This window comes from Leisingera sp. MMG026 (assembly GCF_021654205.1).
Classification (GTDB): domain Bacteria; phylum Pseudomonadota; class Alphaproteobacteria; order Rhodobacterales; family Rhodobacteraceae; genus Leisingera.
This window is the reverse complement of record NZ_JAKFZM010000006.1, coordinates 72,847-87,192: the sequence shown is the minus strand read 5'-3', so window position 1 is coordinate 87,192 and position 14,346 is coordinate 72,847. Positions and strand designations below refer to the sequence as shown.

The 14,346-nt window shown below is 63.6% G+C and carries 13 protein-coding genes; 7 read left to right on the top strand and 6 right to left on the bottom strand.

Translation table 11 applies throughout. From position 1 onward, the window contains the following. Nucleotides 1–138 precede the first annotated feature (138 nt). Both L1069_RS04810 and L1069_RS04805 read right to left on the bottom strand, forming a co-directional pair. On the bottom strand, nt 139–975 hold the full coding sequence (locus L1069_RS04810) for a ChaN family lipoprotein (protein WP_237454968.1): 837 nt from the start codon (nt 973–975) through the stop codon (nt 139–141). Next, nucleotides 972–1,850: an RNA polymerase factor sigma-32 gene (locus tag L1069_RS04805; protein WP_129369519.1), complete on the bottom strand. Its 879-nt coding sequence runs from the start codon at nt 1,848–1,850 to the stop codon at nt 972–974. Before L1069_RS04805 ends, L1069_RS04810 begins: the two co-directional genes overlap by 4 nt. 280 nt (nt 1,851–2,130) lie before the next feature. On the opposite strand from L1069_RS04805, the gene cobU reads away from it, so the two are divergent. The 4 genes from cobU (at nt 2,131) to L1069_RS04785 (ending at nt 5,592) form a co-directional block, all read left to right on the top strand. Beyond that, nucleotides 2,131–2,649 carry a bifunctional adenosylcobinamide kinase/adenosylcobinamide-phosphate guanylyltransferase gene (gene cobU, locus L1069_RS04800; protein ID WP_237454967.1) on the top strand — a complete coding sequence of 173 codons (519 nt, stop codon included), beginning with the start codon at nt 2,131–2,133 and terminating at the stop codon, nt 2,647–2,649. Next, nucleotides 2,646–3,227 carry a histidine phosphatase family protein gene (locus tag L1069_RS04795; RefSeq protein WP_237454966.1) on the top strand — a complete coding sequence of 194 codons (582 nt, stop codon included), beginning with the start codon at nt 2,646–2,648 and terminating at the stop codon, nt 3,225–3,227. Before cobU ends, L1069_RS04795 begins: the two co-directional genes overlap by 4 nt. A gap of 58 nt (nt 3,228–3,285) precedes the next feature. After that, entirely contained in the window at nt 3,286–3,969 is a 684-nt protein-coding gene (locus L1069_RS04790) for a glutathione S-transferase (RefSeq protein WP_237454965.1), read from the top strand. 114 nt (nt 3,970–4,083) lie between these two features. After that, the gene (locus L1069_RS04785) at nt 4,084–5,592 is read left to right on the top strand and encodes a YifB family Mg chelatase-like AAA ATPase (protein WP_237454964.1); all 1,509 of its coding nucleotides are present in this window, start codon (nt 4,084–4,086) and stop codon (nt 5,590–5,592) included. On the opposite strand, the gene L1069_RS04780 is transcribed toward L1069_RS04785, so the two are convergent. The 4 genes from L1069_RS04780 to rsmI all read right to left on the bottom strand — a co-directional run bounded on the left by L1069_RS04780 (nt 5,581) and on the right by rsmI (nt 8,731). Next, nucleotides 5,581–6,489, bottom strand: a complete 909-nt coding sequence (locus tag L1069_RS04780; RefSeq protein WP_237454963.1) for an alpha/beta hydrolase fold domain-containing protein — start codon at nt 6,487–6,489, stop codon at nt 5,581–5,583. The genes L1069_RS04785 and L1069_RS04780 overlap by 12 nt on opposite strands. Then, nucleotides 6,489–7,424 (bottom strand): glutathione synthase, encoded by a 936-nt coding sequence (gshB, locus tag L1069_RS04775; protein ID WP_237454962.1) that lies wholly within the window; start codon nt 7,422–7,424, stop codon nt 6,489–6,491. Before gshB ends, L1069_RS04780 begins: the two co-directional genes overlap by 1 nt. 71 nt (nt 7,425–7,495) lie before the next feature. Continuing rightward, complete coding sequence (locus tag L1069_RS04770) at nt 7,496–7,870, bottom strand: YraN family protein (protein WP_237454961.1); 375 nt, start codon at nt 7,868–7,870, stop codon at nt 7,496–7,498. Nucleotides 7,871–7,873: 3 nt separating this feature from the next. Continuing rightward, nucleotides 7,874–8,731, bottom strand: a complete 858-nt coding sequence (rsmI, locus tag L1069_RS04765) for a 16S rRNA (cytidine(1402)-2'-O)-methyltransferase (protein WP_237454960.1) — start codon at nt 8,729–8,731, stop codon at nt 7,874–7,876. A gap of 87 nt (nt 8,732–8,818) precedes the next feature. Between rsmI and L1069_RS04760 the strand changes: the two genes are divergently transcribed. Genes L1069_RS04760 through murJ form a run of 3 tightly spaced genes read left to right on the top strand, consistent with a single transcriptional unit; the run spans nt 8,819 to nt 14,332 of the window. Then, the gene (locus L1069_RS04760; protein ID WP_211038006.1) at nt 8,819–9,985 is read left to right on the top strand and encodes a penicillin-binding protein activator; all 1,167 of its coding nucleotides are present in this window, start codon (nt 8,819–8,821) and stop codon (nt 9,983–9,985) included. Further along, nucleotides 9,945–12,785, top strand: coding sequence for a [protein-PII] uridylyltransferase (locus tag L1069_RS04755; RefSeq protein ID WP_237454959.1), 2,841 nt, complete (start codon nt 9,945–9,947; stop codon nt 12,783–12,785). The genes L1069_RS04760 and L1069_RS04755 overlap by 41 nt, the downstream gene beginning before the upstream one ends. Continuing rightward, nucleotides 12,782–14,332 carry a murein biosynthesis integral membrane protein MurJ gene (gene murJ / locus L1069_RS04750; RefSeq protein WP_237454958.1) on the top strand — a complete coding sequence of 517 codons (1,551 nt, stop codon included), beginning with the start codon at nt 12,782–12,784 and terminating at the stop codon, nt 14,330–14,332. The genes L1069_RS04755 and murJ overlap by 4 nt, the downstream gene beginning before the upstream one ends. The last annotated feature ends 14 nt before the right edge of the window (nt 14,333–14,346 follow it).

Sequence of the window (14,346 nt, the reverse complement as noted above, 5' to 3'; positions counted from 1 at the left end):
TAAGCCAAAGCAAAGGCTCCCGCCCCCGCGCGGCAGGGGCCCGCGGCCCCCGCCCCTGACGGTGTTGGGCCGGGCGCCGTGCTGCGCACGGCGCGGTACCGTTTCCAATCAGACCGGCCCTGTGCTGCACAGAGGCCTTCAGCCGCCTTTTTGGAAGGCCAGGCAGGGATCAGGGCGGCTGACCGCGTCCGCGTCCAGCAGCAGATCGAAAATCCCGCTGATCCGCCCGCCCTCGGACTGGCCCAAGCTGCGGATCTGCACCCCCGGACGGGCCTTGGCCAAATAGACTGCCAGCCCGCGGTCGGTGCGGGCATGGCCATTGCCGGTGATCACAGCCACTGGACCGCCGGTTTCCGCAATTGCCATATCCGCGGCCTCTGCCAGGGCGGCGTCCCGCAGACGTTGAAAGTCCACCAGGACAGGCAGCATCTCAACCGGCATCGCATTGCAGTGATTCGCCTGCTGGTCCGCCTCGCGCGCGGCCTGTTCTGCCTCCGGCAACGGCTGATCAAGGCCAAAGCGGGCGGCGTCTTCAGCCCCGAAATAGACAGCAACGCCGCGTTCCAAGGCCTTCGCAGCCTCTGTCCGCGGCACCTGTGCGCCATACTGGCGGGCATTGGCAGCAGCTGCAAACACCGGCGCGTAAAGGCTGAAGTCCGGCCAGCCGGAATTCGGCCAATCCAGTTGCCGGGCCGTCAGCTGTGCATTTGCCAGCGTTTCAGGATCCAGTGCGGCTGCCTGCTTTGGAGTGATCATCTCCCAGACCACCGCCTTAGGCTGCAGCTTTGCCAGCAGAATTGCCTGCTGCTGGTGATGCACTGGATTGTCATGCACCTCGCCGAGAATCACTACGTCAGCGCCGCTCAGCAGCCGGGCTGCCGCGGACACATCATCCGCTCGGGCGCCAGACAGGCTAAGCGCCGCCAAACAGGCAGCGCTTAACATTACTTTCAGGAAATTGATCTGCTTTCTCATGAAAGCAATCTGTGCACCTCGCGCGACTGTCCTTCAAGGCATTTGCGCATTTTCTGGAACGCCCCGGCCTCCAGCTGGCGGACCCGTTCCTTGGACAGCCCCAGTTCGGTTCCCAGGCTTTCCAAAGTGCGCGGGCGTTCGCGCAGCTTGCGTTCCGTGATGATAAAGCGCTCACGGTCATTCAGCGCCTGCAACGCCCCCACCAGCCATTTGCGCAGCTGGCGGCGGTCGTGCCGCTCCTGCACCAGTTCATCGGCCTGAGACGTGTCATCTTCCAGAGCGTCGATCCACTCGCGGCCCTCTTCATCGGTGGACTGCACCGCGTTGAGCGAAAAGTCGGCACCCGACAGGCGCCCCTCCATCATCTCAACATCACGCAACGGCACCCCGATTTCAGTCGCAATCTTCTGATGCAGCTGATGCCGGTCCAGCCGCGCCCCCGAGGCACGCGCCTCGCGTTCAAGCTGCGCCTGTACCCGGCGCATGTTGAAAAACAGCGATTTCTGCGACGACGTGGAGCCTGTGCGCACCATGGACCAGTTGCGCATCACGTAGTCCTGAATCGACGCCTTGATCCACCAGACCGCATAGGTCGAGAACCGCACCCCCCGGTCAGGGTCGAATTTGTCGGCGGCCTTCATCAGGCCCAGGCCCGCCTCCTGTATCAGATCGTTCATCGGCGCGCCGTACCGCTTGAACTTGGACGCCATGGAAATCGCCAGACGCATGTAGGCATTGATGAGCCGGTGCAGCGACTTCACATCGCGGTCATCGCGCCACGCGTAAGCCAGACGCCGTTCGGTTTCGGCGTCCAAAAGTTCTGCCTTCATTGCCTGCCGCGGCAATGGGTTTTCGATTGTGGAATCTAGTGCCATTTTATTTCCCCCCGGAAACTAATTAACAAACTACCGGCGCCTGGGGACGCGCATGAAACAAAGTTGAGCCCGGGTCTTCTGCAGACCGGCAGTATCAATGCACTGGATACGACTCTCGGCACATCCACGGGCCAAAAATGGAAAACAAAATGGTTTTTTGGCCCCTGTGCAGACTTTCCCGGCCTTAATAAGTGGAACCCCGGGATACTGCGGTCTCTTGTCTTAACCGGGCCCTGCGTTTACCCACAGGAACGGCTTCGTTCTTACAGGTTAGCAAAAAATGCCTGCAAATGTAACTTTTATTCTGGGCGGGGCGGCCTCTGGAAAGTCGGCCTTTGCCGAACAGCTCTGTATAAACACTGAAAAAGACAGGGTTTACTGGGCGACTGCACAAATTTTTGACAGCGAAATGCGCGAAAAAGTGTCCCGCCACCTCGAACAAAGGGGGGAAGGCTGGGCAACTGTCGAAGAACCGGAAACAGCCGGCCGGGTTCTGGACGCGCTGGCTGCGGGGCAAATCTGCCTGATGGACTGTGCAACCATGTGGCTGACCAACCATCTGCTGGCCGGGCATGATTTGGCGTTTGCACAAGAGGACCTGCTGGCCGCAATCGGCCGCTGCCGCGCGGATCTGGTGATCGTCTCGAACGAAACCGGTCTTGGCATCGTGCCTGAGAACAAGCTGGCCCGCCGCTTCCGCGAAGCGCAGGGGCGGCTCAACATCGCACTGGCAGCACGTGCAGAGACTGTTGTGCAAGTGACCGCCGGGCTGCCGCTGGTGCTGAAGGGGGCGTTATGACAAGCCGGCTGTTTCTGGTACGGCACGGGCCAACGCACGCAAAATGCATGGTGGGCTGGTCCGACCTGCCCGCGGACCTGTCTGACACCGCCGCGCTGAAACGCCTGTCGGATTACCTGCCGGCCGACGCGCTGATCGTGTCGTCCGACCTGTTGCGCGCAGTGGAGACTGCCAACGCCATCCAAGGCAGCCGACAGCGCCTGCCCCATGTTGAAGCGCTGCGCGAGATCCATTTCGGCGCCTGGGAGCTAAGAACCTGGGCCGAGGTGGACGCCGAGGATCCGGACCGGATCCGGGCCTATTGGGAGACGCCGGGTGATGTAACACCGCCGGGCGGCGAGAGCTGGAATCAGGTCCGAAACCGGGTGAACGCAGCAATTGACGGGCTGATCATTGCGAATCAGGGTCGCGATTTGATTGTTGTCGGGCATTTCGGTCAAATCCTGACCCAGGTTCAGCGGGCGGAGATGCTGACCGCAGAGGAAGCCTTTGCCCACCGAGTCGACAATCTGTCGGTCAGTGAAATCGCGTTCGGCCCCGAAGGCTGGCGGGCGGGGGCTATCAATCATCTGCCGTGACGGATGCCATCACAAACATTCCGTTTCACGATGGAACACACCGCGCTAGCCTTTGCGCATGGCTTATGAAATCTATATCGGCGACCGCATGTTCTCCAGCTGGTCATTGCGCGGCTGGCTCATGCTCGAAAAATTCTCCCTTCCCCATACGGTGCATCTGGTGGGGCTGTACTCAGGAACCATGGCGCAAGAGATGGCGCATCTGGCCCCGGCACGGCTGGTGCCCGCGTTGCGCACGCCTGAAGGCACGGTTGTTGGCGAAAGCCTGGCGATAGCCGAGACCCTGGCCGAACAGAACCCGGACGCCGGGCTTTGGCCCGCGGACCCGGCACAGCGTGCCGCTGCACGCTGGCTGGCGGCAGAGATGGTTGCGGGCTTCAGCGCGCTGCGCAGCGAATGCCCGATGCAGCTGGCCCATATCTACGAAGGGTTTGAGACCTCCGGCGCGGTTCAGGCGGATCTGGACCGGATCGAAACGCTGTTTGGCCATGCGCGCCAGGTGTCCGGCCAGTCAGCGGGCTGTCTGTTCGGAGAGTATTCGCTGGCGGATGCGTTCTATACCCCGGTTGCCGCACGCATCATCGGTTACGGGCTGCCGGTTTCTGCCGCCACGCGTGCCTATTGCAAGCTGCTGCTGTCCGACCCGGCAGTACTGCGCTGGCAAGAGCAGGCGCATGAGGTCAGCTATGACCCGGAGCCTTATGCGCGGGATCTGCCGCGGCGGCCCTGGTCTTTGGACTGAACCGGCGGCCAGCGCGAATTCTGCGTGAATTCGCCGGGCGGCACCGCTGGCGTTAACACTTCGGAAACCACGATCGCCAAGCATTTCTCCCTGAACCAGAAGGGGCGGGGAGAAATGACGGCACGGTCGTACACAGTTGCCTTTCAAGGGGTTGAGGCCCGGCTGGTCGAGGTGCAATGCGCAGTCGCCCCCGGCCTGCCAGCGTTCTCGGTAGTTGGATTGCCGGACAAAGCCGTCTCCGAGGCCCGCGAACGGGTGCGGGCGGCCTTTGCGGCGATGTCGATTGCCCTGCCCTCCCGCCGGATCACCATAAACCTGTCACCCGCGGACCTGCCCAAGGAAGGCAGTCATTTCGACCTGCCGATTGCGCTGGCCTTGCTGGCGGCAATCGGCATCATCCCAGCGGAAAAGGCCGAGGAGACCATAGCCCTGGGTGAACTGTCGCTGGACGGCCAGCTGATGCCTGTCGCGGGCGCCCTGCCCGCAGCCGTCACCGCGGCAGAGGAAGGGCGCATGCTGCTCTGCCCGGAACCATCCGGACCCGAGGCTGCCTGGGTCGATGCGGCACAGGTCATCGGTGCGGCCACACTGACCGAGGTGGTCCAGCATTTCACCGGCCAGCGGCGTATTGAGCCGTCCATGCCCGGTGAAGCCCTCAGCGGGCTTGGCGGCAAGGACCTGCGCGACGTCAAAGGCCAGGAGCAAGCCAAGCGCGCGCTGGAGATTGCTGCCGCCGGACGCCACCACATGCTGATGATCGGCCCGCCCGGATCCGGCAAATCGATGCTGGCGGCACGGCTGCCATCGATCCTGCCGCCGCTGTCTCCTGCCGAGGCATTGGAAACCTCGATGATCCATTCCTTATGCGGGCTGATCGATGCGGGCGGCATCAGCCGCGCCCGCCCTTTCCGCGAACCGCATCACACTGCCTCCATGGCGGCGATTGCCGGTGGCGGGCGGCGGGCGCAGCCGGGGGAAATCAGCTTGGCGCACAATGGCGTGCTGTTTCTGGATGAGCTGCCGGAATTCGGCCGTCCCGTGCTGGAAACCCTGCGCCAGCCGCTTGAGTCCGGAGAGGTGATGGTGGCACGCGCCAATGCCCATGTGAAATACCCCAGCCGTTTTATGCTGATCGCTGCGGCCAACCCCTGCAAATGCGGATATCTGGCTGATGCCAACCGCGCCTGTTCGCGGGCACCATTGTGCGGTGCGGATTACCTGGGGCGGATTTCCGGCCCGCTGCTGGACCGGTTCGACCTGCATCTGGACGTGCCGCCGGTGGATGTGTCCGACCTGGAGCTGCCCGCCAGCGCCGAAGGCTCGGCGCAGGTGGCGCAACGGGTCGCAGTTGCCCGGAACACCCAGGCTGAGCGGTTCCGCAGCCATCCCGGCCTGCGCCAGAACGCAGATGCCGAAGGCGCAGTGCTGGAAGATATTGCAGCGCCGGATGCCGAAAGCCGTGATCTTTTGCTGCGGGCCGCCGAAAGGTTTGGCCTCAGCGCCCGCGGCTACCACCGGATTCTGCGCGTTGCGCGCACCATTGCCGATCTGGCCTGCGAAGACCGGGTGCAACGCCCGCATTTCGCCGAGGCGCTGAGTTTCAGGCTGCCCTCAGCCCGCTGAGTCGCCGTCGAAGGCGGATATGGCGAAGGTGGCAGCTTCGTCCAATGCTGCCTGCCCCTCGGGCAGCTGACCCGCCATAAATTGCCAGACATGCGGCACATCGCGCCACAGGCTGAGCCGCACAGCGCCGCCTGCCTGCTCCAGACGCTGCACCATACGCTGCGCATCCGACAGCAACACCTCGGTATCCCCGGCTTGGATCAGCACCGGCGGCGGGTTCGGGAAGTCAGCGAACAAGGGCGAGGCGCGGGCATCTGATGGATCCGCACCCGCGAGATACTGATCAACGGCTTCCTTCATCCGCCCTGCCGGGATGATCACATCCCTGGAACGGTTGACCTCAATACTTGCCCCGCTCAGCGTCAGATCGCACCAGGGGGATAAGGCCACAAGGCCGGCGGGGCGTTCCCCTTCCCCCAGCAGGGCCGCGAGCAAGGCCAGCGCCAGCCCGCCGCCGGCACTGTCGCCTGCCAGCAGGATATCGGCGGCGGCATAGCCCGTGCTTCGCAGGTATTGCCAGGCTGCCAGCGCATCCTCGAAAGCCGCCGGAAACGGTGCCTCTTGCAGCAGCCGGTAGTCGGGCACAGCAATCTCCATGCCCGCGGCAAAAGAAAGACGGGACAAAACCCCCTGATAGGCACGGGCGCTGCCTGCCAGATAGGCGCCGCCGTGCAGGAACAAAATGATCTGCTTGCGGCGCGTCCGGCCCACTGAAATCAGGTTCAGCGGCACCGGCGCGGGCCGCGGCAACAGCCGGGTATAGGGCAGCGGCGGGCAGAACAGCGGCGCCAGCAGCTCGAAACTCCGGCGTGCCAGTTCCGGGCTGCTGGTGCGCTGCAGCACCGGCTTCATGCCATAGCGCATCCACGCGTTCAGGGCCCGGCGCCGCCAGCTCATCAGCTGATCTTGGCTTCGATCGCCTGCCAGACCTTTTCGGCGATGTTCACACCGTCAAAACGCTCCAGCTCCTGAATACCTGTCGGCGAGGTCACGTTGATCTCGGTCAGGTAGTCGCCGATCACATCAATGCCAACAAAGATCTGGCCTTTTTCGCGCAGCAGCGGGCCGATGGCGGCGCAGATCTCCAGATCGCGCTCGCTCAGCCCGATTTTCTCGGGCCGTCCGCCCACATGCATGTTCGAACGGGTCTCGCCCGCTGCAGGCACCCGGTTGATTGCGCCCACGGGCTCGCCGTCGACCAGAATCACCCGCTTGTCGCCGTTGCTGACGTCCGGCAGGAACTTCTGCACAATCAGCGGCTCGCGGCTGAAACCGGTGAACAGCTCATGCAGCGAGGTGAGGTTGCGGTCGTTTGCATCCAGCCGGAACACCCCGGCGCCGCCATTGCCGTAAAGCGGTTTCAGGATCACATCGCCATGCTTTTCCTTGAACGCCTTGATGGTTTGCAGGTCGCGGGCAATGGTGGTCGGCGGGGTCAGGTCCGGGAAGGTCAGAACCAGCAGTTTTTCCGGATAGTTACGCACCCAGAACGGATCATTTACCACCAGCGCCTGGCCCTTCAGCATGTCCAGCAAGTGGGTCGAGGTGATGTAATGCATATCAAACGGCGGGTCCTGCCGCAGCCAGACCACGTCGAAATCCGCCAGATCCACCTCGCGCTCCGGGCCAAGCACCGCCGGAGCATCTGCCACCCGCTGCACGGTCATGTCATAGCCACGGGCGGTGATGCGGCCCTCCTGATAGGCCAGCTGGTCGGGGGCGTAGTAGAACAGATCGTGCCCGCGCGCCTGCGCTTCTTCGGCCAGGCGGAAGCTGCTGTCCGCGTTGATGTCCACGCCCATGACCGGATCCATCTGAAAGGCGATTTTCATGGCAGTATCCCTTGTAAACTGGCCAGATACATGGCCCACCGCGCCCCGGGGTTCAATGGGGCGGCAGCGGATCAGTCCAGGCCGATGGCGTTTTCGATGATCTCAACCGCGCCGGTGCCGTCCACCAGTGCGGCGTCGAACCGGGCAGGGGTCAGCTGTCCTTGCGGCTCGTTTTCCAGATATTGCCCGGCGCTGGCATAGATGCGCTCCACTTGCCGTGGCGTAATCCGCAGGGCCGCAGCGGCGCTGGTAGAGCTGTGTTTCACTTCCACAAACACCAGCTCTTCCGGACCGCGCAGGATCAGGTCGATCTCGCCACCCGGCCCGCGCCAACGGCGTTCCGCAACGGTGTAGCCGCGGTTTTCATAGTGGCGCGCAACAATCTCTTCCGCCGCCTCTCCCGCCAGATGGGCACGGGCACCGCGATTCTGCCGGGCACGGGACACGGCCTAACTGTCCTTCGCCAGCTGCAACGCCAGCTGATAGATCTTGCGGCGCGGCAGCCCGTGCATCTCAGCCACGATCCCGGCGGCGTCCTTGACCGAATTTTCCTTTAGAGCTGCCTGAAGATCGGTTTCCAGATCACCCTCGCTCACCTCGGTCTCTTGCGCCCGGTCGACCAGCAGCACGATCTCGCCCTTGACCGGTTTTTCCTCCAGCCCCGCGGCCAGATCCGCCAGCGGCGCGCGGCGCACTTCTTCGAATTTCTTGGTGAGCTCCCGGCACATTGCCGCCGGGCGGTTGCCCAGCACCGCCGCCATATCCGCGACCGAAGCCGCAACACGTTTCGGGGATTCATAGAAGATCAGCGTGCCGGGGATTTCCCGCAGCTCTTCCAGCCGTTTGCGCCGGGCACCGGAGGCATTGGGCAGGAAACCCGCAAAGAAAAACGCATCAGTCGGCAGCCCCGCCAGCGTCAGCGCCGTGGCTGCGGCCGAGGCGCCGGGGGCGCAAGTGACAGTGTACCCTGCCTCCGCCGCCTCCCGGCTGAGATGATAGCCCGGATCAGCAATCAGCGGCATGCCAGCTTCAGACGCATAGGCAACCGACTTCCCTGCGCCCAGCGCCTCCAGCAGTTTCGCCCGCGCGCCGGTGCCGCTGTGGTCATGGTAAGCAATGATCCGCCGCCCGCCCAGCGGCACGCCGTGAATCTCCATCAGCTTGCGCAGCGAGCGTGTATCCTCAGCCGCAAGTACATCGGCCGAGGCCAGCACATCCAGCGCACGCAGGGTAATGTCGCGGGCCGTGCCAATGGGCGTGGCAACAAAGTAAAGCCCTGGGGCCAATATGACATTCTGGTGATTCAACGCTGGACCCGCCTTTTTGGTCGTTTATGATCCGCCCATAAACCCACACGGCGCAACGCGCCGGGAGAACGGAGTTTCAAGTCCATTATGTTTGCTGTTTTCAAACGCGCCCGCAAGGCGGCACTGACAGCTGCCGCGGCAGTTTCCGCCATTGCCCTGACTGCCTGTGACCCGGTTTCCCTCGGCACTGGTCCGACAATCAACACCTCCAAGCCGGTGCCGGTGGCGCTGCTGGTGCCGCGCGGATCGGCGCAGCAGGGCGACAGCGTGCTGGCGCAAAGCTTGGAAAACGCGGCCCGCATGGCGATTGCCGATCTGCAAGGCGTGCAGATCGATCTGCGGGTCTATGACACGGCGGGCAGTCCCGAAGTGGCCTCGGGTGCAGCGCAACAGGCGCTGAAGGACGGCGCCCGTATCATTCTGGGCCCGGTATACGCCGAAGCCGCAAATGCCGCGGGCATTGCAGCACGCCAGCGCGGCGTCAACGTGCTGGCCTTCTCGAACAACCCTGCGATTGCCGGCGGCAATGTCTTTATCCTGGGCCCGACCTTTGACAATACTGCGCGCAGGCTGACCGGTTTTGCATCCCGCAACGGCAAACGGAACATTCTGATTGTAGGCGGCAATGATGCTGCCGGGGTTGCCGGGCGCACCGCCATTCAGCGCGCCGCAAGCCAGACCGGGGCCAATATCGCTGGCAGTGTCGGTTATGAGCTGTCCCAGCAGGGGGTGATCAACGCCATTCCTGCCATCCGCAATGAATCGCGCCAGGCGGATGCGGTATTCCTGACCTCGACCACCGCCGGAGCACTGCCGCTGCTGGCGCAACTGCTGCCCGAAGCCGGTGTGGACCCGGCAGAGAAGCAGTATATCGGCCTGACCCGCTGGGATATTCCGGCCCAGACCCTGGCCCTGCCCGGCGTGCAGGGCGGCTGGTTTGCGATGCCCGACCAGGGCAAGGTGCAGCAGTTCAGCGCCCGCTACCAGGCAAGCTATGGCGGATCGCCGCATTCGATCGGCAGCCTGGCCTATGACGGGATTGCCGCAATCGGCGCGCTGGTGGCTGCTGGCAAATCCGATGCTCTGACCGGCGCGGCCCTGACACAAGGGGCCGGTTTCCAGGGGGCCGGCGGCATCTTCCGACTGCTGCCTGACGGCACCAACGACCGCGGCCTGGCGGTTGCCACCATCCAAGAACAGAAGGTCGTGATCATTGACCCTGCCCCAAGCAGCTTCACCGGCGCCGGATTCTGAACCCGCTGCCGGCCCCGCGCAGCCCGCCGCCAACGGCTTTCCCGAACCGCAGGGTCCGCTGATCTGCGATCCTGCGGACATCTTTGATGCCGCAGCCGTGCGGTCCCGGATCATAGCCTTGGCGGAAGACAACACCCCCGCGGCCCTACGCGCGGAAACGGTGAAGATCCTGAAGGCGGCAAACAAGGCCGGCCGCGCAGCGATCGCCGAAGCCTTCGCCGCGGCCCCCTTTGCTGCGCGGGACTTGACCCGCTCTTACACTTTCCTGACCGACGGCCTGGTGACCACGGCACTGTATGTCGCCGGCGAATTGCTTCACCCGCTGGCCAACCCGACCCGCGGCGAACGCATCGCGGTCATCGCGGTCGGCGGCTATGGCCGGGGGGAAATGGCCCCGGCCTCGGATGTCGATCTGCTGTTTTTGACCCCCTACAAGATCACCGCCTGGGCCGAGAGCGTGATCGAATCCATGCTCTATATCCTGTGGGACTTGCGGCTGAAGGTCGGCCATTCCAGCCGCACCATCAAGGACTGCATCCGGCTGGGCGGCGAAGATTACACGATCCGCACTGCGATGCTGGAACAACGGTTTCTGGCCGGGCACGCGCCGCTGGCCAAGGAGCTGGAAAAGCGGCTGAAGTCGGAGCTGTTCTCGAAGGATGCGCCTGATTTCATTGAGGCGAAACTGGCCGAACGCGACGCCCGCCACCTGAAGCAGGGCCAGCGGTATATGGTTGAGCCTAACGTGAAAGAGGGCAAAGGGGGCTTGCGCGACCTGCAATCGCTGTTCTGGATTGCCAAGTATCTGTACCAGGTGCAAGACGCCGAAGACCTGGTGCCGCTGGGCCTGTTCCGCCCGGCAGAGCTGGAGCGGTTCGCCAAAGCCGCGACTTTCCTCTGGGCGGTGCGGTCGCATCTGCACCTTGCCACCGGCCGCGCCACGGAACAGCTGACCTTTGATTTGCAGGTCGAGGTTGCCAGCCGCATGGGATACAAGGACAAGGCCGGCCGCCGCGGGGTGGAAATCTTCATGCAGGAGTATTTCCGCCATGCGACGCGGGTCGGCGACCTGACTCGGATTTTCCTGACCAAGCTGGAGGCCAGTCAGCAAAAAGGCGCACCGCTGCTGGAACGCATCTTCCGCCGCCGCCCGCGAATCAAGCCCGGCTACAAGGTGGTGCACAACCGGCTGGATGTGCTGGACCCGGCGGCATTTTTGGCCGACCGGGTGAATTTGCTGCGGATTTTCGAAGAAGCCCTGCGCACCGGCATGCTGATCCACCCCGATGCCATGCGGCTGGTCACCGCCAATCTGCGCCTGATTGATGACGGCATGCGCAACGACAAAGAAGCCCGGCGCATCTTTCTGGACCTTTTGCTGAAACACGGCAATTCCGAACGCGCGTTGCGGCGGATGAACGAACTTGGCGTGCTATCCGCCTTCCTGCCCGAATTCGAACCCATCGTGGCGATGATGCAGTTCAACATGTATCACTCCTATACCGTGGACGAGCACACCATCCAGGTAATCGCCAACTTTGCCGCAATCGAGCGCGGCGAGCTGGAGGATGAGCTGCCGCTTTCTTCCTCAATCCTGCGCAAGGGGCTGAACCGCAAGGTGCTGATGGTGGCGATGCTGCTGCATGACATCGGCAAGGGACGCGAACAGGACCATTCGATCCTTGGTGCGCAGATCACCCGCAAGGTGGCGCCGCGGCTGGGGCTGAAGCCATCCGAATGCGAGACCGTGGAATGGCTGGTGCGCTACCACCTGCTGATGTCGGATATGGCGCAGAAACGCGACATTGCCGACCCGCGAACGGTGCGTGACTTCGCCAAGGCGGTGCAAACGGTCAAACGGCTGGATCTGCTGTTGCTGCTGACTGTCTGCGATATCCGCGGCGTTGGTCCGAACACATGGAACAACTGGAAGGCGGCCCTGCTGCGGGCGCTTTACGGCCAGACCCGTGCAGCGCTTGAGGGCGGCATGGAAGCCTTGAACCGCGAACACCGCGGTGCGTCGGCCAAGAAGGCCCTGCGCGAGGCGTTGCAGGACTGGACCAAAGCCGACCTCAAAACCGAAACCGCCCGGCATTATCCGCCGTACTGGCACGGGCTGCACATTACCGCGCATGTGGATTTCGCCGAGATGCTGCGCGACTACATCGCCAAGGGCGACGCGGGCGAGGTGATGATCCGGCTTTATCCGGACGTGGACCGTGACGCGACCCGCGCTTGTTTCGTGATGGAGGATCACCCCGGCATCTTTGCCCGCATTGCCGGCGCGCTGGCGCTGGTCGGCGCCAATGTGGTGGATGCGCGCTCCTATACGACCAAGGACGGATATGTGACCGACGCCTTCTGGATCCAGGACAGCGAAGGCCACCCTTTCGACCCGATGCGCCTGCACCGGCTTAAGCAGATGATTGAAAAGACCCTGAAGGGCGAGGTGATCACCCGCGACGCGTTGAAGGCCCGTGACAAGATCAAGAAACGGGAACGCGCCTTCAAGGTCCCGACCCATATCACCTTCGATAACGACGGCTCGGAAATCTACACCATCATCGAGGTCGACACCCGCGACCGGCCAGGGCTGCTCTATGATCTGGCCCGGGCACTGGCGGCCGCCAATGTCTATATTGCTAACGCAGTCATCGCGACCTATGGCGAGCAGGTGGTGGACGCCTTTTATGTCAAAGACATGTTCGGCCTGAAATACTATGCGGAGTCTAAACAGCGGACTCTGGAGAAGAAACTGCGCGAGGCCATCACCGCAGGCGCAAAACGGGCGGATGTATGAAACCGATCAAACTGCTTTCGGGCTTCCTGACCGTCGGGTTCTGGACGCTAGCCAGCCGCGTGCTAGGGTTCGCCCGCGAGATCCTGATTGCCGCCTTCATCGGCCCCGGCCCGGTGCTGGATGCCTTTATCGTGGCCTTCCGCCTGCCCAACATGTTCCGCCGCTTCTTTGCCGAAGGTGCATTTAACGCCGCCTTTGTGCCCGCTTTCTCCAAGCGGTATGAGGCCGGTGAGGACGCCAGAACTTATGCCCAGCAGGCCTTCAACCTGCTTGCCGCTGCGGTGCTGGCGCTGGTTGGCCTCGGCATGGTGTTCATGCCGGGACTGGTCTGGCTGACGGCCGGCGGATTTGTCGGCGATGCCCGGTTTGATATGGCGGTGGGCTACGGCTACATCGTCTTTCCATACATCCTGTTCATGTCGCTGGCCGCATTGTTCTCAGGCGTGCTGAACGCCACCGGCCGCTTTGCCGCCGCCGCGGCGGCGCCGGTCCTCCTTAACATTTTTGCCTGTGCGGCGATGACAGCCGGCGCCCTCATGGGCGGCGATGTTGTCCTGTGGCTGGTCTGGACCATCCCGGTGGCGGGCGTCGCGCAGCTGGCGCTTGTCTGGGCCGCCGCCGCCCGTGCTGGTATAACCTTGCGGCCCGGTCTGCCCCGTTGGAACACCGAAATGCGCAGCCTGATGCGTGTTGCCGTGCCCGCTGCTCTGGCCATGGGAGTCACCCAGATCAATCTGGTGGTCGGGCAATACGTGGCCTCTGACATCGAAAAGGCGGCCAGCTGGCTGTTCATCGCCGACCGTCTGTATCAACTGCCTTTGGGCGTGGTTGGCATTGCTGTCGGCATCGTGCTGCTGCCTGCCCTTTCCCGCCGCCTGCGGGCCGGGGACAGCGCCGGTTCACAGGGCGCCTTGTCCCGCGCCGGAGAATTCTCGCTGCTGCTGGCCGTGCCCTCTGCCGTCGCCTTCATCACCGTGCCCGTGCCGCTGGTGTCTGTGCTCTATGAGCGCGGTGCAACCGGCCCCGAAGACGTGGCCGCCATCGCCATCGCCGTCGCTATCTATGGCGCAGGCCTGCCAGCCTTCATGCTGCAAAAGGTCCTGCAGCCGCTCTACTTCGCGCGGGAGAACACCAAAACCCCCTTTCGCTACGCGCTGGTTGCGATGGCTGTCAACGCCGCGCTGGCCTTTGGCCTGAAGCCTGTATTGGGCTGGATCGCCCCCGCAATCGCCGCCTCCGCTGCCGGCTGGGTTATGGTGGCACTACTGGCACTCGGCGCCCGCGGCATGGGGGAAGAGGCCCGCTTCGACGCCCGCTTCCGCACCCGCGCCTGGCGCATCCTGGCAGCCTCTGCTGTGATGGGGGCAGTGCTCTATGCTGTTGCTTCGGCTGCGGGCTGGCTGTTCACGCTGGGTTACTGGCGCTACCTGTCCCTGCTAGGCCTGGTGGTGCTGGGCGGCCTGGTCTACTTCGCCGCAGGCCAAGCGCTTGGCGCCTTCCGCCTGTCCGAGTTCCGCACCGCCCTAAGCCGCCGGAAACAGGCCTGACGCCGGCGCCCCTT

Bases quoted from the DNA above. Each gene is read 5' to 3' on its own strand.
- L1069_RS04810 (WP_237454968.1), bottom strand. From the start codon at position 975: ATGAGAAAGCAGATCAATTTCCTGAAAGTAATGTTAAGCGCTGCCTGT.
- L1069_RS04805 (WP_129369519.1), bottom strand. From the start codon at position 1,850: ATGGCACTAGATTCCACAATCGAAAACCCATTGCCGCGGCAGGCAATG.
- cobU (WP_237454967.1), top strand. From the start codon at position 2,131: ATGCCTGCAAATGTAACTTTTATTCTGGGCGGGGCGGCCTCTGGAAAG.
- L1069_RS04795 (WP_237454966.1), top strand. From the start codon at position 2,646: ATGACAAGCCGGCTGTTTCTGGTACGGCACGGGCCAACGCACGCAAAA.
- L1069_RS04790 (WP_237454965.1), top strand. From the start codon at position 3,286: ATGGCTTATGAAATCTATATCGGCGACCGCATGTTCTCCAGCTGGTCA.
- L1069_RS04785 (WP_237454964.1), top strand. From the start codon at position 4,084: ATGACGGCACGGTCGTACACAGTTGCCTTTCAAGGGGTTGAGGCCCGG.
- L1069_RS04780 (WP_237454963.1), bottom strand. From the start codon at position 6,489: ATGAGCTGGCGGCGCCGGGCCCTGAACGCGTGGATGCGCTATGGCATG.
- gshB (WP_237454962.1), bottom strand. From the start codon at position 7,424: ATGAAAATCGCCTTTCAGATGGATCCGGTCATGGGCGTGGACATCAAC.
- L1069_RS04760 (WP_211038006.1), top strand. From the start codon at position 8,819: ATGTTTGCTGTTTTCAAACGCGCCCGCAAGGCGGCACTGACAGCTGCC.
- murJ (WP_237454958.1), top strand. From the start codon at position 12,782: ATGAAACCGATCAAACTGCTTTCGGGCTTCCTGACCGTCGGGTTCTGG.